Raw genomic sequence first — 18,715 nt, forward strand, 5'->3', positions numbered from 1 at the left:
CCCGCAATCCTGGGTTCGAGGTCCGTTCAAGTCGTATAAACGTCGGGGCGGAACCGATCGATGTGATCGCGAATCCAGGCGACCGTCTCGGCCAGCCCTTCATCGAGTGTGTAGCGCGGCGCCCATCCCCAGAGGCTCTGCGCCAGGGCGGTTCCCGCGAGTAATCTTTCAACCTCGCTGGCCGCCGGCCGGACGCGATCCGACTCGGTCTCGACCTCGATCGACTTGCCGAGGATCACGCCGATTTTCCCGACCAGCTCGCCGATGGTCACGTCGTCGCCCCGGCCGATGTTCACCACCTTGCCGACCGCCGCGTTGCACGAGGCGATCGAGACGAAGCCCTCGGCCGTGTCTTTCACGTACGTCAGGTCGCGGCGGGGGTCGAGGCGGCCGAGCTTCACGACCGGCCGGGTGAGCGCCTGGCTGATGATCGTCGGGATGATCGCCCGGGCCGACTGCCGGGGGCCGAACGTGTTGAACGGCCTGAGAATCGCGACCGGCAGGCCGAACGCGCGGTGATAGCTCTCGCCCAGGGCGTCGGCCCCGATCTTGGTCGCGGCGTAGGGCGATTGACCTCGAAGCGGGTGCTTCTCGTCGATCGGCACGTACTGCGCGGTGCCGTAAACCTCGGAAGTCGACGTCAGCACGACCTTTTCGATGGTCGGCGACCGGCGGCAGGCGTCGAGCACGTGGGCGGTTCCGACCATGTTGGTCTGAACCACGTCGTGGGGATGCTGATAGGAATACGGAATCGCGATCAACGCCCCCAAGTGGTAGACCACCTCGCGGCCCTCGACGGCGCCGGCGACCGCCTGCGGGTCCTTGAGATCGCCCCGAACGACTTCAAGTTCCGCCTGAACGTCCTTCGGGAGATCGTCGAGATGGCCCCGATCGTCGCGCGCGTTGTAGCGGACGAGCACGCGCACCTGATGGCCGAGACGGACCAAGCGCTCGGTCAGATGGCTGCCGATGAACCCCCCCGCCCCCGTCACGAGCACGGCCTTACCCATCGCTTCTGGACTCCAATTCCCTGGCTGCGAGCGATTTTGTAGCCGGCCTCTCTGAGGCCGGTCCCCCGGCCAGCGTCCCGGGGTCACAGACCCCGGCTACAATCCGGCCGTCCTTCAAACAAACCGGGGCGATACTAGGAGTTTTTCCCTATTTTGACCATGCGAAAGATTTCGCGACCGTCACAACCCGCACAATCACTGCCCCTACAGCTTCGCGAGGCGATTCTTTTTCGCCATCAACCCCTTGTGGAAAATACCACCTCAATCACTCGTTTTATCTGAACGCCTTAAAGCGCCAGAGTTCCTCAGTCGATAACTCTTCACTAGGAGAATCCATCGAAGGAGAACATGCTCGCTTCCAGCATTGGATTGTGAAAGCAGCAACCGATGAAATCGACACGACCCGGAGATCGACCGATGACGCTACGGCTGGTCTTGGTCAGTTTGGTGGCTGGTCTCGGAATTACTGTTCCTGGCTGGCCGACGCTTGAAGGCTGGGTCGCCTCCACACAAAAATGGATGAACGCCCGCCTCGCAGAGATGGACGACCGTCAGTCGGGTAACACGCACTACGTCGTTATTCACGACCTACTGAAAGTCGAGATGGAGCGCGCCCACCTGGCGCGTCAGGAGAATCGCGTCGCGAAGGCCCTGGTCCTGCCCGTCATCGCCCAAGAAGCGACCTCCGGAGCCGCCGGACTCGCGGACGCCCGAACAATCTCCCTCGAACGGTCGGCCCATGCGGTTCGCAACGCCGTCGCCTTGCTCCCCCTGCCGCTCGACGTTTCCGCGATCCCCTCCGATCGTCGCGTCGATGCCGAAGTCGTCACCACCCGTCGGGTCGAAGTCCCCAGCCTCGCCCCGCCCGTATTTGAACCCCTCGTCGTCGGCGACCGGCTCTACGTCGGGACGGCCTTCGACCTGAACTACCGCAACGAGGGCCTCGGCATCCTCCCCAGGACCGTCGTCCTTCCCCTCGCGACGCCCGCCGCCCAGCCGGCCGATCTCATCCAGCTCGTCGCCGCCCGATATGGATCGCGAGGCGTCCAGATGGCCCGAGCTTTCGGCCGAGACCTGCGGGAAGTCGCCGCTCGTGAACTGGCCGCTCGCGAAGCCGCCGCCCGCGAACTGGCTTCTCGCGAATTCGCAGCGATGGAAAACTCGGCGAACCTCTATTTTGACGACGCGCCGGTCGTCGCCGTCACCGTCGCGGCCGCTCCGGCGCTCGTTGCCGAGCTTCCGAGCTTCGACGTGATGGAGAAAAGCGATAACCTCTACTTCGCCGACAGCCTGATCGTCGACTCTCCGGAGCCGATCGCCGCCGAGGCGATCGTCGAGACGCCGTCGGCCGAACCGATCGCGACCGCCGCGCTGGACACGCTCCCGGACGACCCGTTCGCCCCGGCCGACTCGATCAAGACGGTCGAGGACAACGACTCGGACCTGGCTGGCGTCGCCGAGCCGAGCGATGTGAGCGGAAAGTCGATGGAGCCGTCGGTCGTCGCGACTCAAACGGTTCACAAGTCCGACGCGCCTCGTCCGGAAGTGAACCGCGCCGTGCGGCTGACGCGCGATGCTCTCTACGCGTGGGTCAACGTGCTGACCGGCCCCGCCCTGGTGACGGTCGCGCCCTCATCGTCCGCGAGCCGCTGACGACCAGCGGCCGAGCAATCACCCCGAACCGAGTTTTATAAACGAAGCGCGCCAGGCCCAGCCAGCCTGACGCGCTTCGTTGCGCTATTGGTGACCGGACTGTTCGCTATAGCTGGCCGAGAAGGGGAAAAGAATTCTTTCGAAAAGCCGTCGGCATGATCCACACTCTAGATGGACGACTCTGTTCATCGGGTCTTTGTCAATTCGATTGAAGGGGTTGCGACGATTCGCCTCATCAGTCGGAATCCGCGGAATCTGTCGAGACGGGCAGCGAACGGCCCGGCGAACGCGGCGAAAAGTCAGCAATCGAACCCAATCCGTCGGGCGATCGCCCCATTACTCAAATCGAAACACCAGGCCCCGACTCCAGCCCTGGGCTGTGTCCTCGCTCGCTGGGAGAACGGAAGAACGCGGCGAAAAGTGAGCAATCGAACTCAATCCGCCGGGCGATGGTTTCAGAGCCGATACCAGCAGACGAGGCAAGGACGCGAGGGGGTAGCGAGGCCGTTTCGGCCGAAACAAAGCCAAATTTGGATTGAGAATTAAGATGCTGCCCAATAGCGATTTACGGCGAATCAAGCCGCCCATGGCCCGGCGCGAACGAACCCAATTCGCGGCGGCCGGCACCGGGCCAGGAGGCGGTTCGTCGACGAGGTGACGGGGTTTTCGAGGGCGAACGAACCCAATCGCGGCGGGGCGGCGGCTGGGCTCGGCATCGCGTCGATTTGGGGAGACAGGCCCCGAAGGGCTCAGAGGGAGACGAGTCATTGGGTGCGGACCTTCATCGCCGCATGAACAACTGCTCCGCCGATTTCTTCATGACGCATTCTTGATATTCCTCTCCACGTCACTTCCGAGACCTCCGTGGTGAAATTCTGCGTATGGGGCGTCGTTCGTGGCCGGCGCTAGGCGTCGTGTTCCACCTTGGGGAATAGCATCAAGCTGGCGTCTTGGTCGAAGACGGCGGGGGAGGCGTCGTCGACGAGCTTGCGGTATCCCAGCGCGACGGCGACCTTGATGACCTCGCCATGGGAAGGGAACGGCCGGCCCGTGCGTTCCTTGAAGCGCTGCATGGCGTTCATGAACTCCAGTTCGTCGTCCGTATATTGCTTTTCGAAGGTCGTCGGATCGATCCGCTTCCGGCGTTCCTTGCGGGCCCGTCGCTCGGGGGGCTTGGCGCCGGTTTGATCCCTCGGCGCCTCGACGCGTGGAGCGATCGGCGGAGTGATGAAGTCGCGACGGTCGCGCCCGGTCCGGCGCTCGTGGAAGACCGTGTTCTTCGGGAACGCCGAGAAATCGAACGAGCCGGGAGTCGACTTCGGCTTGGGATCATCGGGAGAGTCGTTCATGGGAATTCGTTCTCGGACTGACGGGACATGTGAGTCGGTGTTTTCAAGACGAGTCGAGTTCGATCCATCGCGGCGATCCGGCCCGGTCGTCGAGGTCCGGCAAGCCCAACCGCTTAGGGCGGCCGCGGGTCAGATGTAAAGTCTTTAGAACACCGGACTTCGCCTGTCAAAAAGCGAGGTCGCCCCGGCGACCGCCAGGAATCGGTTCGTGTAGCGAAGAAAACACACGCGAGCTTCGTCTTATCAGGAAGACGACGGAAATCGGACTTGCGGAAACGTTCTTCGAGGGGCGCGCCGGGGCTCGCGACGGCTTCGAGCTGCATTCACGGTCCGCCCTTTTGGCCGCGGGCGAAACCGTGTGGCATAATGGATGACGACGAGCTGAAGCCAGCATCGAACGGCCCAATGGTTTTTGAGTGAGCGACACAGAAACGCACCTCCGTGGGATCGTGCTCGGCCGATCGGTCGAGACGAGCGGAACACCGTCGTGGTTGGTCCAGGTTGATAGGTCTTTCTCCCAGGTGAACAACCCGACCGCGCCGATCGTCCGCCGGCTTGCTGTGCATCAGGCTTTTCCGTAAATTGCGATGAGAGAACATCTAGCGCCCAAACCGGCCGTGGCGCCGGTGATCCCTTCTGGTGGAGAGCATCGATCATGTCCCGAACCGCGAGACTGTGGAAAGGCGCCGGGCTGCTGACGCTGGGTGGCGTGCTGCTATCCAGCTCCGCAACGCGCGGCGACGACAAGCCGCCGCTGGCCGATCAACTGACCGACCTCGGACGTCAGGCGTTGGCCCAAGGGGCCGGCGGGATGGCTCGCTCCTTCTTCCAGAAGGCGCTTCAGCTCGATCCCGCCAACTCCGACGCGACCAAGGGGCTTGAGCAGGCGAAAGCCGCTCAGGACCACCTCCTGAGAGTGGCCTTGCAGGAGCCCGCCGCCGCGCCGGCTCCCGCCGCTGCGACTCCCGCGCCACCGGCGGCGGGCGACGCGGGCCAGACGCCCCCTCCCGCTCCGGCCGCCGACCTGGCCCCGGACAATCGGGCGACGCTCGAAGAGTCGGACCGCGCCGACGCGATCGCTCGCCAGCAACTGACCAACGACATCGAGCAGCGGCTGCAAGCCGCTCGCAACCTGGTCAACACCGGTCAGCCGGAAGCGGCCCTCGACGCCCTTCGCCTGGCGCTGAACGTGGTCCGGTCGGCGTCGAACGTGCCCGAAAGCGAGCGGAACTCGCTCGACCGCCGCATCCAGGCTCAAATCGCCTCCACGGTCACCACCGAGGAGCGGATCATCAATGAGCGGATCGAACGTCAGCGGACCGCGGCCTCGGCCGAGCAGCGCAACCGGGGCATCTCGCAGTTGCTCGCCAACCAGCAGACCATCAAGGCGATGATGGGCCAGTTCGATACGTTGATGAACGAAGGCGTTTACAATACCCTTTACAACGGCGGCCTCGGCAACATCGGCCTGTCGACGGCGCCCTTCTACGAGGCTCGCCTGCTGTCGCAGCACGCTCGCTCCCTCATGCACAAGGGAACCCTGCCGTACAGCGACGAAGACCCCGCCCCGTATGCGGGCGTGTTCGTCTCGACGACCATGGGCTTCCTCTCGCAGGAGATGCAGTTCGAGCTGCTCAAAGAGTATCGTTACATGTTGACGATGCAGGACGTGGCTCGCGCCGCGGTCCCGTTCCCTGACGACAAGGTCATCGAATACCCCGACGCCGAACTCTGGCGAACGCTGTCCGAGCGCCGGATCGCCCGCTACGGCAAGTCCGTCGACGTCTTCGATCGCGATCCCAAGACCAAGCAGATCCTCGCCAAGCTCGACGAACCCCTGGCGATGAACTTTCCCAATGAACAGCCGCTGGAAGACGTCCTCAAGTACGTCAAGCAGGCCACCCAGGGCCCCAACGACAACGGCATCCCGATCTACGTCGACCCGATCGGCCTCAGCGAAGCCGAGAAGACCATGACCTCGCCGGTCTCGATCGACCTCGACGGCGTGCCCCTGAAGACGACGCTTCGCCTCATGCTCAAGCAAATCGGCCTGACCTACACGGTCAAGGACGGATTCTTGATGATCACGTCTCGGGAAGCGGAAGACATGCAGACCGAGATCCGCGTGTATCCGGTCGCTGACCTCGCCCTGATCCCCAGGTCCTTGATGGGCATGGGCGGCGGCGGCGGCATGGGCGGCGGTATGGGCGGTGGTATGGGCGGCGGCATGGGCGGCGGTATGGGCGGCGGTATGGGCGGCGGCATGGGCGGCGGCATGGGCGGCATGGGCGGCGGCATGGGCATGATGTCCATCCCGGTCACCTCTCCGACCCAGGACGACGCCGCCGGCGCGCTCTCGCAAAAAAAAAGCAACTGAACCAGCTCGACTCCAACCGTAGTCGTCCCTCAGGTTCGATGGAGCGGGATCAGTCCGGTCGCAAGGCCGCTGATCCCGGCTCCGTTCTAGATAAACCCAAGAACGGCGGCCGGCCGACGCCCGACGCGGCGGCCCCAGCGGCCGGTCGCTCCTCCAAGGAGGGACTGATCCCGATTCCGGACGGCCCGGCGACCATCAAACCCTCGACGTCGACCGACCCCTACGCCTACTGGTCGGAGTATTTCCGGAAGCACGACGAGACCGCCGATCAGCTCCACGAGACCGTCCGCCTCCTGAACCGCAACAACAAGCCTCGCGACGTCCACGCGGCCGTTCTCGGCTATCTCCAGCACCGCCGCAAGAACGTCGAGCCGTGGATGTACGAGGCGCTCGCCCTGGCGATCGAGATGAACGGCGGCCGCCCCGAGGACGTCAAGAAGTCGCTCGACTTCGCCGCCGATCTCGCGCTCCGCACTCACAATCCCAACCACCTGATCAGCGCGGCCGACAAGCTGATGCTCAAGGGCTATTACGAGCGCGTCGGTCCCCTGATCGACGAGGCCGCCTCCAAGATCCCGCACCGGGCCGAGCCGATCCTGATGTCGATCAACCTCGCCCAGCAGACGAAAGATCCCAAGCGAATGGCCGACGCGGTCAAGCGATTGCTCTCCGTCGGCTGGCCTGGCCAGGACGAGTATTTCCGCCGCGAATCGCGCAAGCAGGTCGAGACCCTGGCCAAGACCCTGACCGAGGAAGGCCGGGCCGACGACGCCAAGTCGCTTCTCGCCATCCTGCCCGACGCCGAGGCCCGCGACCTCTACATCCGCCTGACCTGGGACGGAAACGCAGACTACGACCTCGTCGTCCACGAACCGCTCGACGCGACCGTCACCTACCTGATGCCCCGCTCGGTCTTCGGTGGATCGCTGATTCAGAACGGCTACGGCAGTCACCCCGACGAGGTCTACGTCTGCCCCCGCGGCTTCGACGGCGACTACACGGTGCGGATCTCGATGATCTACAACGATCCCAAGAAGCCGACCACCCGCCTCAGCCTCGAAACCATCACCCACGAGGGAACCCCCGAGGAGCGCAAGGAGACCATCAGCCTCGTCCCCGACGACTCCCAGGCCAAGCCCGTGGTGATCCACCTGAAGGGGGGCCGTCGCACGACCGTCCTACCGTTCGTCAGCCCCATGGCCGTCCGTCAGTCGGTCGATGACGCACTCGGAAAGAAGGCCGACACCGCGAAAAGCACGACCCCCAAAGCACCCCAAGCAGCCGAATCGAAGCCTCGCCCCATCCCGGTCAAGTGACCACGGAACCGGATAGCCGGCAAGCTCGCCCCGCGCCCCGCCCGGGGCGAGCCGGCCTGTCAGTATTGACCGATGGTTGCTATCAGATACATTCTTGCCAGCCTGGATTGATCCGTCGTGAGACGGACGCACGGACGCAAAACAACTGGAGGCAAGACGTCATGCCGCTTTCCTTGAGAGCTTCTCGCGCGACTCTGATCCTCTGGCTTACGATCGTTGCGGCGTTCTCGGCCCACCACGCCAAGGCCTCCCCGACCCTGTCGTACAATATTGTGAATCTCGGGCCCATGACTTCGGATGCGCCGATCTACGGGGAGGACCCGGACGGCGGACTTGTGTTCGCCGTGAATGGAGCAGCGTGGCGGTTCAATCCGTCGAGCTACAGCCCCATTGACACGACCGGCTTGCCCACGACGCTCCCGACGTACAGCGGGTTCATGGATTATGGTAATCCTGACAATGATTATCATTACCTATCAAAAGGATATCAGAACGCCAGCGGGTTCACCGTGTATACCGAGTCGTCTGGAGTCTACGGCCACTCGGTCGGGCAAACGGTCCTCAACGCCGGTCAGGCGCCCTTTTCCGTGGATTCGCTGGCGAAGACAATCGGCGGGACGGCGTCGATCCCGCCGGGCGGAGGCTCGTACTACCGGAATGGCCCGGGATTCGTCGTAGCCGGAATCAACAGCCTGAATCAGGTCCTTTTCAGTAATCCGGGTTACTATTGGCCGACAGGGGCGACGGTCAATCTTTACGACTCCCGCTCAGGATCGGTCGTCGATCTCGCGCAGACCATCGGGTATGCGTATTCGCCGTCCCTGACCATTCCGCTGGCGCTCGACGAACAGGGACGAATCCTGCTCAGCTTACCGAGGTCGGACGGTTCGGGGACCGACCTGCTCTTGCTCTCGCCGACCGATCTCCCCATCGGCCCGGTCGCAATCCCCGAGCCGAGCCTGATCGCCTTCGCTGCGTGCGTCGCGGCTGGCGCGGTACTTCGAACGGCCAAACGGTCGAAGCTCCGTTAACGAGTCCACCCCCCGCATCGCCCGGCCGAAGAACACCGCTTTGAACTTCATCACGAGCGAAACACGTTGCGAAACCTCCGCTCTCCTCGCTATCCTTTCCAGTTGGGTCTCGGGCCGCCGCGACGGGAAGGGCCGAGTTCCGAGGAGGGTCGATCGCATGAGGCGCATCGGGATTGCCGCGTTGCTGGTTTTGATCGTCGCCCCCGCTCACGCCCAGCGCGAGGCCGAGGGGCTTTCGGCGAGCATTCGCAAGGCGACGGCTCGGGTCGCGCCGGCGGTCGTCTCGATCCGGCCGCTGGGCATCATCGCGCCTCAGGTGGTGGTTCCACCGTTCGTCCGCATGGGGCGGCTGCCGATCCCCAGGGCGCGCGTCGAGCGGATGCCGTCGGGCTCGGGAGTGGTCGTCGACGCCAAGCGAGGGCTGGTGGCCACCAGCGGCCAGGTGCTTCGCGGGTCGATGCAGGCGGAAGTCGTCCTGGCCGACGGCTCGATCCGGCCGGCGCTGCGGATCAACGCCGCCGCCCCCCCCACCGACCTCGTCCTCATCGAGATCGACCCCAAGGGGACGGAAGTCTCCCAGGTCGAGTGGGCCGATTCGCGGACGCTTCAGCTCGGTGACTGGGTCGTGGCCGTTGGCCGCTCGGCGATGGGTAAGTCGATCGCCTCGGCGGGGATCGTTAGCGCAACGGTCGACCAGGCCGAGGCCGGTTCGGAACTCGAACCGATTCAGACCGACGCCCTCGTGACGGCCGAAACCGCCGGCGGCCCGCTGGTGAACCTCGACGGCCAGGTGGTCGGGATCAGCCAGGCGCGCGGCGACTTCGTGGGCGGCGACCCCCGTGACGGCTTCCGGACCGCCATCCCGGAGACGCTGGTGCGGAAGCTCGCCGGTGAGTTCCACGGCGACGGCAAGGTGCGTCACGGTTACCTCGGCGTGACGCTCAACCCCGACGGCCGACGATCGCAGGGGACCATCGTGACGAGCGTTTCGCCCGGCAGTCCGGCGGCGGAAGCCGGCCTCGCGCCGGGCGATCGAATCGTGTCGGTCGACGGCCGCGCCGTGCGCGACGCCCAGGCGCTTTCGAGGGCCGTCGAGATGACCCCGGTCGGCCAGGAGCTGACCCTGGTGATCGAACGCCAGGGGAAGAAGTTCGAAGCCAAGGTTCGCACCCAGCCCCGGCCCGACGCATTCGACCCGACGACGATCGAATCCGTTCCCTCGTCCGAGCCTTCCCTCGATCCCCTGGACGAACCCGAACCCAAGGCGGCTCCCGCTCCCCCGGAGCCCGAGAAGTCGAAGTCGGATCTTCCCCCGGCGATTCTCGAAGGACCGAAGGCCAAGACGAACAAGCCGTGATCGAGCCGCGACCGCCCTTCAAGGAATGAGCACCAAGCCGAGCGACCCGCGAAAGGATGGAGCCATGACGCGCCGGATCTTGACGGTCGACGACCAGAAAATCACCCGCGACCACCTGCGACAGATTCTCGAAACCGAGGGCTACGAGGTCGAGGCCGCGGCCGACGGCGTCACGGCCCTGGAGATGCTTCGCGAGAAGACGTTCCAACTGGTCATCACCGACCTGCGGATGCCCGACATGAGCGGCTTCGAGCTGCTCTCGACCCTTCGCAAGGAACGCGTGCCGGTCGGCGTGATCGTCCTCACGGCCTATGGCGACACCTCCGAGGCGCTCCGGACGATGAAGGCGGGCGCCGACGACTTCTTGAGCAAGCCCTGCGACGCCGACCACCTCCGCCTGGTGGTCGCGCGCACGATCGAGCGGCGTCGACTGTTCGACGAGCTGTCGCAGCTTCGCAACCAGCTTCGAGGCAGCTACAGCTTCCACACGATGGTTTCGCAGAGCGCCAAGATGCGGAAGGTCTTCGACCTGATCCAGCACGTCGGGCCGCTCGATTCGACGATCCTGATCCACGGCGAGACCGGCACGGGCAAAGAGCTGGTCGCCCAGGCCTTGCACGCGGTCAACACGCGGCGGAAGGGCTCGTTCGTCGCCCTCAATTGCGCGGTGCTCAATGACTCTTTGCTCGAAAGCGAGCTGTTCGGCCACGAGCGCGGGTCGTTCACCGGCGCCGAGAAACGGAAGATCGGACGGTTCGAGAAGGCCGACGGCGGCACGTTGCTCCTCGACGAGATCGGCGACATCTCCCCCGCCATGCAGGCCAAGCTGCTGCGGGTCTTGCAGAGCGGGACGATCGAGCGCGTCGGCGGGACCGACCCGATCAAGGTGGACGTCCGGATCATCGCCGCGACCCACAAGCGTCTCGAAGACGAGGTCCGCGCGGGCCGGTTCCGGGCCGATCTGTATTACCGCCTCAAGGTGATCCTCATCGACCTTCCGCCGCTCCGCGACCGCAAGGAGGACATCCCGCTGCTGGCCTTGAATTTCGTCGAGAAGCACAATTCGGCCGCCGCCACGCCGGTCGCCGAGTTCGATTGGGCGGCGATGCAGGCGCTGCTTCAGCATCAGTGGCCTGGCAACGTCCGCGAGCTGGAGAACGCCGTGAAGTCGGCCGTCGCGCTGGCGGAAGGCTCGGTGATCCACCGCGACGACCTGCCCGAGACCGTCGCGCCTCGGTCGACGAGCCGGCTGCCGGGCCCGAGCCTCATCGACATCGAGACCCATCTCCCCGAACTGACCGAGGACCTGATCGGGCAGGTCGAACGCGAGTACTTCCAACGGGTGCTCGCCGAGTACGGCGGCAACGTCGCTCGGTGCGCCCGCCACAGCGGCCTCTCGCGGCGGAGCGTCACCCAGAAGCTTCAGAAATACAGCCTCGAACGCGCGACGTTCAAGAAGCCGCGCGTCGGTTGATCGGACGGCGAGCCGCGGCCGGAATCAAGGCAACGGCACGTCCTTGAACGTGAATTCGAGGGGGGTCGTGATCACCCGGCTGGGGGTCTCGTAGACGAACTTGTAGTCGGCCGGCTTGCCGGGGACGTCGACGAACAGGTATTCGAAGCCGAGCTTGCCGCCGTCGTTGCCGGTGTTCGAGAATCCGCCGTTGTGCTCGAACCGCGATCCGTCGGCCGTTTCGAGCCACAACCGGTTGTTGAACAGGCCCTGGCGATAGCTCTCGAACGCCGGCCCCTCTCCCGGATAGCTCAACACGACGCCGACCTTCCAGACCTGCTCGTCGATCTCGGTCTTCAAGAGCGTGACAGCCACGTCGTCTTGCTTGATGACCACGTCCTCCTGCGCCAGGCTGGGGAACCGGAAGATCTTCACGCCCGCCGGCAGCGTCAAGTCGGCCTTCACCGTGAACTGGGCGAGCTTCACGGCCGAGCGCTCGGGAGCGTCGAGGTTGACGTTGATCTCGGCGACCGGATTCTCGGGCCGCAAAACGACGTCGGTCGCCTCGGTCATGACCTGCGCCTTGACGACGCGTCCCTGATCGTCCTTGACGACGAGCTGATCGGCCTTGAGCGCCAGCAGCATGGGACGCAGCCGAGGCTCCCACGCGACCTCGAACGCGGCGTTGGCCGTCGCCATCCCGGTCTGATAGTCGCGCCGTTCGGAGAATTCCCTGAGCCCGACGCGGAACGCCCCGACGTACTGGATCAGCGCCTTTTCCGGTGGCTTGCCCGTGGTGATCCCGACCGAGCCGTCGCCGGTGAACGCCGAGATCGTCACATCGGCGCGCCGCGCGACCTCGTCAAGAGCCTCGTAGAACGTGACGTCCTTCAGGTCGAGGTCGAACGACGGGTTCGTCGCCTCGGCCCCCTGCTGTTCGCGCAAGTCGCTGATCGGGTTGCCGGTCTGCTTCTGAAGCTGCTGGAGGGCGTCGCTCAGGCGGATTCCCTTGGCTTGCAAGGTGACGCGCGAGGGCTTTGCGTCGTTGTCGTCGGGCTTCGCGGCGGCGAGGGTCGCGCGGATGCGATCGAGGCGGTCCTTCCGCTCCTTGTTCGTCGCGCCGGCCGTCTCGGGTAGGAGCGACAGGATCTTGGGGCCGAGCTTCACGAGCGCGGCTTCGGCGGCGTCGCGCGCCTCGGGCTTGTCGCCGTCCAGACGCTCGACGAGCTGAAGCACGCGGTCGCGGAGCGCGGCGTCCGACGCCTGTTGCGCCCCGACCTCGCCCCGGCCGACGAGCGCGATCGCCACCCCGAACCAGACCCATCCGAAACCAATCCGACGACGCCGATGCGTGGCCCTCATGATCGATCTCCCCCCGGTGCGTTGCAACTCGATCCCTGTTCTGGACAATTGTCATAGAGCGGCTTCGTCGAGTCTAGCCGACGAAGCGGGCGCCTGCAATGCGCCCTCCGGCGCGACGGCCGTCGGAAGTCTGCTTGACCCTGGCCAGCCCACCACAGAGAATCATTGATTGCTGTAGAACCAGGACGTGTTCGACCGCGCCGGCTCTGGCGGCTTCCGGTCGGCCTTGAGAAAGGAACGAGCCGGATGCGGTATCGCGAATGGAGACTGGGGAGGGAAACCCGAGGAGTCTTGATCGCTTCCGGACTGCTTGCGATCGGCGCTCTCGCCCCGTGTCTCGGGACAGGTGAAGCGGCGGCCCAGGTTCCGGTGGCGAGGGCCTCCGACTCGCCGACGGCGGCGCCCGCCGCGACCGCGACCTACGTGAGCCCGGCCGAGGCCCGGCTGCGTGGCGACGTCGCGTTTCTGGCGGCCGACGAGCAAGAAGGCCGCGCGCCCGGCACCAAGGGCATCGAAGCCTCGGCCGACCACATCGCCGCGGTCTTCAAGGAGCTGGGGCTCAAGACCGCGCCCGGCGCGGACGGCTATTTCCAGACGTTCACGCTCACCGGCCAGCCGAGACTCGGCGAGCCCCTCGATCTGGCGGTCAAATCGTCGGACGGTCAAACCCTGAAGGCGGTCTCTCGAACCGATTTCAGCGCCCTGGCGATCGGCGTCAACGGCGTCGCCGACGCGGTCCCGATCGTCTTCGCGGGCTACGGCATCACGGCCAAGCAGGACGATCTGAAGCTCGACTACGACGACTACGCCGGCTTCGACGTCAAGGACAAAGCCGTCCTCATCCTCCGTCGCGAGCCCCAGCAGAACGACGAGCGCAGCTCGTTCGACGGCAAGAAGACCACCGAGTTCTCGGCGCTCCGGCACAAGGCCACCAACGCGTTCCAGCACGGCGCGAAGATCGTCCTCCTCGTCAACGACTTCGCCTCCCTCGGCACCGACAACGACACGCTTCTCAGCCTCGGTTCGGCCGGGTCGGAAGTGAACTCGAAGCTGCCGTTCGTCCAGCTCACCCGCGAGTTCGCCGACAAGATCCTCAAGGCCGCCGGCGAGCCGTCGCTGACCGAGCTGGAACATCAGATCGACAAGGATCTCAAGCCCCGGACGCGCGAGCTGAAGAACGTGACGCTCTCGGCGCACGTCACGATCGAACGACCCTCGGTCGACACCAAGAACGTGATCGGCGTCCTCGAAGGCTCGGGCCCGCACGCGAACGAAACGATCGTCGTCGGCGGCCACTACGACCACCTGGGACGCGGCGGCCTGATGTCGGGCTCGCTGGCTTTCCTGTCGCGGGACATCCACAACGGCGCCGACGACAACGCGTCGGGAACCGCCATGGTGCTGGAAGTCGCGCGGCGGCTGGCCGCCCGGCGCGACCCCCTGCCCCGTCGCGTGGTCTTCATCGCCTTTTCGGGCGAAGAGCGCGGGCTGCTGGGATCGCAATACTATGTCGAACACCCGCTCTATAAGCTCGCCTCGACCGTGATGATGATCAACTTCGACATGGTCGGCCGCCTCAACGACAAAAACGAGCTAACCATGATCGGCACCGGCACCTCGCCGAACTCGCAGGGGCTGGTGGAGACGCTCGGCAAGAACGCCGGCCTGACGATCAAGACCGTCAGCGGCATGACCGACGGCTTCGGCGGCAGCGACCATCAGTCGTTCTACGGCAAGAGCATCCCCGTCCTGTTCGCGTTCACCGGCATCCATTCCGACTACCACCGGCCGAGCGACGACTCCGATCGGATCAACTACGCGGGTATGGCCAAGATCGCCGACTACATGGAGCTGATCCTCCTCGACGTCGCCCGGCGTCCCGAGCGTCCGGAGTTCGCCCGGCTGACCGCGCCGAAGCGGACGGCCCAGTCGGCGTCCACCAGTATGAGCGTGACGATGGGGGTGATGCCCGACTACGCCGATGAGTCGAAGGCCGGCATGAAGCTCTCCGACGTCCGCGAGGGGGGACCCGCCGCCAAGGCCGGCATCAAGGGGGGCGACACCATCACCAGCATCGGCGGAAAGCCGATCAGCACGATCTACGATTACATGGAAAGCCTCGGCCGCTACAAGCCGGGTGACCACGTCGACGTCGTCGTCAAGCGAGACGGCAAGGACGTCACGATCAAGGTGGACCTCGGCAAGCCGAACGTCGCGCCGAATCATTAAGGCGGATGGAATGATATCGGCATGTGCTTATTGAAACCGAATACAAGCCCGAAGCGCAAGCGAGTGAATCTCATCGAGGCCGTCGTCGATCGTCTGAATCATTCCCTCGCTTGCGATTCAGGCTTGTATCGGGGGGAATTCACTCGCTTGCGCTTCGGGCTTGTATTCCGAGGGATCGAAATAAGCCGGAATACTTGCATCGGCTTTTCGTTCGTCGCGCTCCTTGCCGCCCTGCTGAGCGGGTGCGGGCCTCGATCGACGAACAGCGACCCTCGAGCGCTGCGGGTCGCCACGGACTGGACGAAGTCGGATCGTGACGAGATCGCCCGCGAGTTTGCGACCTGGGCTCGCGAGCGGCCCGACGGCACCCCGGCCTTGGGCTCTTCGATCGTCTGGATCGCGAAGCCGGGCGACGCCAATCCGCCCGACGTCTTTCTCGGCGGCCCGATCTCGTTCTTTGTGGACCTCGCGTCGAAGGACCAGCTCGAAAGCCTGGGGAGCGGCCCCGATCGGCCCTTCTGGTCGACGGCCCGTCGATCGGTCGTCGGGATGGTCGAGCGCGCCCCGTCGCCGACCTCCCGAACCGTTCTGGCCGATCCCCGCGTCGATCCCTTGACCCTCGCCTGGGGACTGGGCCGGCTCCGCGACGACGGTTGGCCGACCGCTTATGCGAAGCTGATCGACCTGTACGGCCGGGCGCAGACCGCGGGATGGCGCGAGGGATCGGCGCGGGCGGCCGTCGAGCGCGGCGACGCCGATGCGACGATCGCCAGGCTTGACGAAGGCGCGGCGAGCGCGCCCGACTCGGTGGTCTTCGAGGAAGGGGCGGCGATCCGTCGCGGCGCCCGACGGATGACGGCGGCGCGGACGTTCCTCCAATTCCTCGACGAACGTACCGACGCGTCGGCCGAAAAGGTGGGAATCGGACTCTCCCCGAACGCCGAGAGCCTGGCCGCCGACCTTCTTGGCGCGACGTTGGTGGACGCTCAGGACGAGCTGAGGAAGGCGATCGATGAAATCCGCAAGGCCGGCTCGCCGCCCGGCGCCGTGCCGCTTCTGACGCAGCTCCCCCCCTGGCCTCCGGCCTCGGTGGAGAAGTTGTTGAAACGAGGCGGCGAGGGGGCGGCGACGCTCGTGGAGACGTTGGCCGGTCAGGTCGCCCCTGAACCGGGGCCGCGACTCTGGCTGTCGCAGAGCTGGCTTCGGCATCGAAAGCCGATCGACGGCGCGCTCCTGTCGGAGCTGGCCGGCGTCGATCAGGGTCGGCTGGCGCGCGAGCCTCGGTTCCGCGCCTGGCTCCGCGCCGAGTGGACGCAGTGGGCGCGGCAGCGGTATCGTTGGGTGGCTCGGCTCGCCGCCGCGCGTTCTCCTCTCCTCACGTCCATCCGATCGAGCGAGCCATGATCCGCGTCATCGCCGAAGGTCTGGTCAAGAGATACGGCCCGCTGGCGGCCGTCGATCATGCGTCGCTCGAACTTCCGCCGGGCGAGCTGACGTGCCTGCTCGGTCCCCCGGGCGCGGGCAAGTCGACGCTCGCGCGGTTGCTCGCCGGTCTCGAATCGCTCGACGACGGCGAGATCTACTTCGGCGAGCGGATGGTTCATGGCATTGCGCCGGGTGATCGCGGGGTCGGCATGGTGTTTCAGGACCATGCGCTCTGGCCCGCTCTTGCGGTTCGAGACAACGTCGGCTATCCGCTCAAGCTCCAGGGGATCGCCTCGCGCGAACGTCGACGCCGCGTCGAGGAAATCCTCACCACGCTGCGGATCGACAGCCTCGCCGACTCGCGTCCCGACGCGCTCTCGCCCGCTCAATCGCTGCGCGTGGCGCTGGCTCGCGCGATCGTGACCCAGCCCGACGTGCTGATCCTCGACGAGCCGCTCGCGGGCGTCGAGCCCCGGCACCGCGATGAAGCCTGGGACGAGATCCGCCGCCTCCGCGCCGAGCTGGGCCTGACGACGCTCTTTTTGACTTCGAACGTCGCCGAGGCGCTCGCCCATTCCGAGCGACTGGCCGTGATGGATCTGGGGCGCATCCTCCAGTCGGGCGAACCTCAAGAGCTCTACAACCAGCCGATCGACGTCTTCGTCGCGCGGCTGCTGGGGCCGACGAATCTGCTGCAAGGTCAGGTCGACGGCAATGGCAATGGCAACGGCAACGGCGGCGAGCCGCGCCGGGAGGTCGTGGTCCGCACCCCGGTCGGCCGCCTTGTCGCCCGCGCGAACTTTCCAGGGCTCTCGCCGGCGACTCCCGTGACGATCTCGATCCGCCCCGAGACGTTGACCCTCGGCCCCGCGGTTCCGATCGACTCCAACCGTTTCCCCGCGACGATCGAGCGGATCGTCTTCCACGGCGGCTCGCGCGAGATCCTGCTCCGCGGCCCCGGCGATTGGCCGGTGACCGCGGTCGCGCCGCAGTGCCATTCGGCCAACGTTCGCGAGGGCCAGACCGTGACGCTGTCCGTCGCCCCCGAGCACGTCACGCTGCTCATGGGCAAGTTCGCGGTGGCCGGCGGCCACTGAGGGCCGCGGATCGTCGATCGATCGCTCAGACGTGGATCACGATCTTGCCGAAGTGCGACCCACTTTCCATGAGGCGCAGGGCGTCGGCGGCGTTCTCGAACGGGAACACGCGGTCGATGACCGGCTTGATCCCGCCGACGTCGATCGCGCGGTTCATCGCTTCGAACATCGCGACCGAGCCGACGTAGATCCCTTGCACCTTCACGGATCGCATCAGGATCGAGGTCGGGTCGATCTGTCCCTGGCCTGTCAGGACGCCGATCAAGGCGATGGTTCCGCCCGACCTCACGGCGCGGAGCGATCGCGGGAACGTCCCCGCGCCGCCGACCTCGACGACGACGTCGACGCCGACCCCGCCGGTGAGCTTGCGCACGGTCTTCTCCCAGTCGGGCTGGGTCTTGTAATTGATGAGGTCGGTCGCGCCGAGTTGGTGCACCCGGCTGAGCTTGGCGTCGCTGCTGGAGGTCGCGATCACGCGGGCGCCCGCGAGGCGGGCGAACTGGACGGCGAAGACCGAAACGCCGCCGGTGCCGAGCGTCAGCACGGTGTCGCCGGGCTTGATCGCGCCGGCGAGGAACAGGCTGTGCCAGGCGGTGACGCCCGCGCAGGGGAGCGTCGCCGCTTCCTCGAAGCTGAGACGGTCGGAAACGCGAACGAGGCCGGTTTCGGGAAGTACGACCTCCTCGGCGAGCACGCCCTCCGCCGCGCCGCCGAGGGCCGATTGCCCCTTGTGCTCATTGATCGCGCCGTCGACCCAGCCGGGCATGAAGTTGGCGGCCACGCGGTCGCCGGGCTGGAACCTCGAAACTCCCCGACCGCACGCGACGACCTCGCCGGCGGCGTCGGAGACGGGAATGCGCGGCAGCTTGAGCGTCGGGTTGTAGATCCCCTTGGCGACCAGCAGGTCCCGGAAGTTGATCGAAGCGGCACGGACCCGAATCAAGACCTCGCCAACGCCTGGCGTGGGGGACGGCAGGTCGTCCAGTTTCCAGCCGTCGGGGCCGGAAAATTCGTGCAGTCGGTAGGCTCTCATGGCGTCGTCCTCCACGCGGGGCG

13 protein-coding genes are annotated in these 18,715 nt (G+C 65.8%); 9 read left to right on the forward strand and 4 right to left on the reverse strand.

Annotated elements, in window-relative coordinates; translation table 11 throughout:
* Positions 1 to 26 precede the first annotated feature (26 nt).
* A complete protein-coding gene (locus tag BSF38_RS07400; protein ID WP_076344379.1) occupies positions 27 to 1,010 on the reverse strand; it encodes a GDP-mannose 4,6-dehydratase in 984 nt (327 codons plus the stop codon).
* Between the two features lie 417 nt (positions 1,011 to 1,427).
* Here BSF38_RS07400 and BSF38_RS07405 point away from each other — a divergent pair, with 417 nt between their 5' ends.
* The gene (locus BSF38_RS07405; protein ID WP_145952007.1) at positions 1,428 to 2,663 is read left to right on the forward strand and encodes a hypothetical protein; all 1,236 of its coding nucleotides are present in this window, start codon (positions 1,428 to 1,430) and stop codon (positions 2,661 to 2,663) included.
* 905 nt (positions 2,664 to 3,568) lie between these two features.
* On the opposite strand, the gene BSF38_RS07410 is transcribed toward BSF38_RS07405, so the two are convergent.
* Positions 3,569 to 4,012, reverse strand: coding sequence for a hypothetical protein (locus BSF38_RS07410; protein WP_076344383.1), 444 nt, complete (start codon positions 4,010 to 4,012; stop codon positions 3,569 to 3,571).
* Positions 4,013 to 4,667: 655 nt separating this feature from the next.
* Between BSF38_RS07410 and BSF38_RS07415 the strand changes: the two genes are divergently transcribed.
* The 5 genes from BSF38_RS07415 (at position 4,668) to BSF38_RS07435 (ending at position 11,567) form a co-directional block, all read left to right on the forward strand.
* Positions 4,668 to 6,389: a hypothetical protein gene (locus BSF38_RS07415; RefSeq protein ID WP_076344385.1), complete on the forward strand. Its 1,722-nt coding sequence runs from the start codon at positions 4,668 to 4,670 to the stop codon at positions 6,387 to 6,389.
* 38 nt (positions 6,390 to 6,427) lie between these two features.
* Positions 6,428 to 7,705: a hypothetical protein gene (locus BSF38_RS07420; RefSeq protein ID WP_076344387.1), complete on the forward strand. Its 1,278-nt coding sequence runs from the start codon at positions 6,428 to 6,430 to the stop codon at positions 7,703 to 7,705.
* A gap of 161 nt (positions 7,706 to 7,866) precedes the next feature.
* Positions 7,867 to 8,736 (forward strand): hypothetical protein, encoded by an 870-nt coding sequence (locus BSF38_RS07425; protein ID WP_076344389.1) that lies wholly within the window; start codon positions 7,867 to 7,869, stop codon positions 8,734 to 8,736.
* Between the two features lie 157 nt (positions 8,737 to 8,893).
* Positions 8,894 to 10,093: a S1C family serine protease gene (locus BSF38_RS07430; protein WP_076344391.1), complete on the forward strand. Its 1,200-nt coding sequence runs from the start codon at positions 8,894 to 8,896 to the stop codon at positions 10,091 to 10,093.
* 64 nt (positions 10,094 to 10,157) lie between these two features.
* Complete coding sequence (locus tag BSF38_RS07435) at positions 10,158 to 11,567, forward strand: sigma-54-dependent transcriptional regulator (RefSeq protein ID WP_076350663.1); 1,410 nt, start codon at positions 10,158 to 10,160, stop codon at positions 11,565 to 11,567.
* 24 nt (positions 11,568 to 11,591) lie between these two features.
* Here BSF38_RS07435 and BSF38_RS07440 read toward each other — a convergent pair whose 3' ends face one another.
* Positions 11,592 to 12,908, reverse strand: a complete 1,317-nt coding sequence (locus tag BSF38_RS07440) for a hypothetical protein (protein ID WP_076344393.1) — start codon at positions 12,906 to 12,908, stop codon at positions 11,592 to 11,594.
* 246 nt (positions 12,909 to 13,154) lie between these two features.
* On the opposite strand from BSF38_RS07440, the gene BSF38_RS07445 reads away from it, so the two are divergent.
* From BSF38_RS07445 to BSF38_RS07455, 3 genes are all read left to right on the forward strand, one after another.
* Positions 13,155 to 15,137 carry a M20/M25/M40 family metallo-hydrolase gene (locus BSF38_RS07445; protein WP_083712764.1) on the forward strand — a complete coding sequence of 661 codons (1,983 nt, stop codon included), beginning with the start codon at positions 13,155 to 13,157 and terminating at the stop codon, positions 15,135 to 15,137.
* Positions 15,138 to 15,512: 375 nt separating this feature from the next.
* A complete protein-coding gene (locus BSF38_RS07450) occupies positions 15,513 to 16,541 on the forward strand; it encodes a type 2 periplasmic-binding domain-containing protein (RefSeq protein WP_145952008.1) in 1,029 nt (342 codons plus the stop codon).
* Positions 16,538 to 17,659: an ABC transporter ATP-binding protein gene (locus tag BSF38_RS07455; protein ID WP_076344399.1), complete on the forward strand. Its 1,122-nt coding sequence runs from the start codon at positions 16,538 to 16,540 to the stop codon at positions 17,657 to 17,659. The genes BSF38_RS07450 and BSF38_RS07455 overlap by 4 nt, the downstream gene beginning before the upstream one ends.
* Before the next feature lie 25 nt (positions 17,660 to 17,684).
* Here BSF38_RS07455 and BSF38_RS07460 read toward each other — a convergent pair whose 3' ends face one another.
* Complete coding sequence (locus tag BSF38_RS07460; RefSeq protein ID WP_076350664.1) at positions 17,685 to 18,692, reverse strand: zinc-dependent alcohol dehydrogenase family protein; 1,008 nt, start codon at positions 18,690 to 18,692, stop codon at positions 17,685 to 17,687.
* Between the last annotated feature and the right edge of the window lie 23 nt (positions 18,693 to 18,715).

The organism is Paludisphaera borealis (genome assembly GCF_001956985.1).
Lineage (GTDB): Bacteria > Planctomycetota > Planctomycetia > Isosphaerales > Isosphaeraceae > Paludisphaera > Paludisphaera borealis.

Bases quoted from the DNA above. Each gene is read 5' to 3' on its own strand.
- BSF38_RS07400 (WP_076344379.1), bottom strand. From the start codon at position 1,010: ATGGGTAAGGCCGTGCTCGTGACGGGGGCGGGGGGGTTCATCGGCAGC.
- BSF38_RS07405 (WP_145952007.1), top strand. From the start codon at position 1,428: ATGACGCTACGGCTGGTCTTGGTCAGTTTGGTGGCTGGTCTCGGAATT.
- BSF38_RS07425 (WP_076344389.1), top strand. From the start codon at position 7,867: ATGCCGCTTTCCTTGAGAGCTTCTCGCGCGACTCTGATCCTCTGGCTT.
- BSF38_RS07415 (WP_076344385.1), top strand. From the start codon at position 4,668: ATGTCCCGAACCGCGAGACTGTGGAAAGGCGCCGGGCTGCTGACGCTG.
- BSF38_RS07445 (WP_083712764.1), top strand. From the start codon at position 13,155: ATGCGGTATCGCGAATGGAGACTGGGGAGGGAAACCCGAGGAGTCTTG.
- BSF38_RS07435 (WP_076350663.1), top strand. From the start codon at position 10,158: ATGACGCGCCGGATCTTGACGGTCGACGACCAGAAAATCACCCGCGAC.
- BSF38_RS07410 (WP_076344383.1), bottom strand. From the start codon at position 4,012: ATGAACGACTCTCCCGATGATCCCAAGCCGAAGTCGACTCCCGGCTCG.
- BSF38_RS07420 (WP_076344387.1), top strand. From the start codon at position 6,428: ATGGAGCGGGATCAGTCCGGTCGCAAGGCCGCTGATCCCGGCTCCGTT.
- BSF38_RS07460 (WP_076350664.1), bottom strand. From the start codon at position 18,692: ATGAGAGCCTACCGACTGCACGAATTTTCCGGCCCCGACGGCTGGAAA.
- BSF38_RS07440 (WP_076344393.1), bottom strand. From the start codon at position 12,908: ATGAGGGCCACGCATCGGCGTCGTCGGATTGGTTTCGGATGGGTCTGG.
- BSF38_RS07455 (WP_076344399.1), top strand. From the start codon at position 16,538: ATGATCCGCGTCATCGCCGAAGGTCTGGTCAAGAGATACGGCCCGCTG.
- BSF38_RS07430 (WP_076344391.1), top strand. From the start codon at position 8,894: ATGAGGCGCATCGGGATTGCCGCGTTGCTGGTTTTGATCGTCGCCCCC.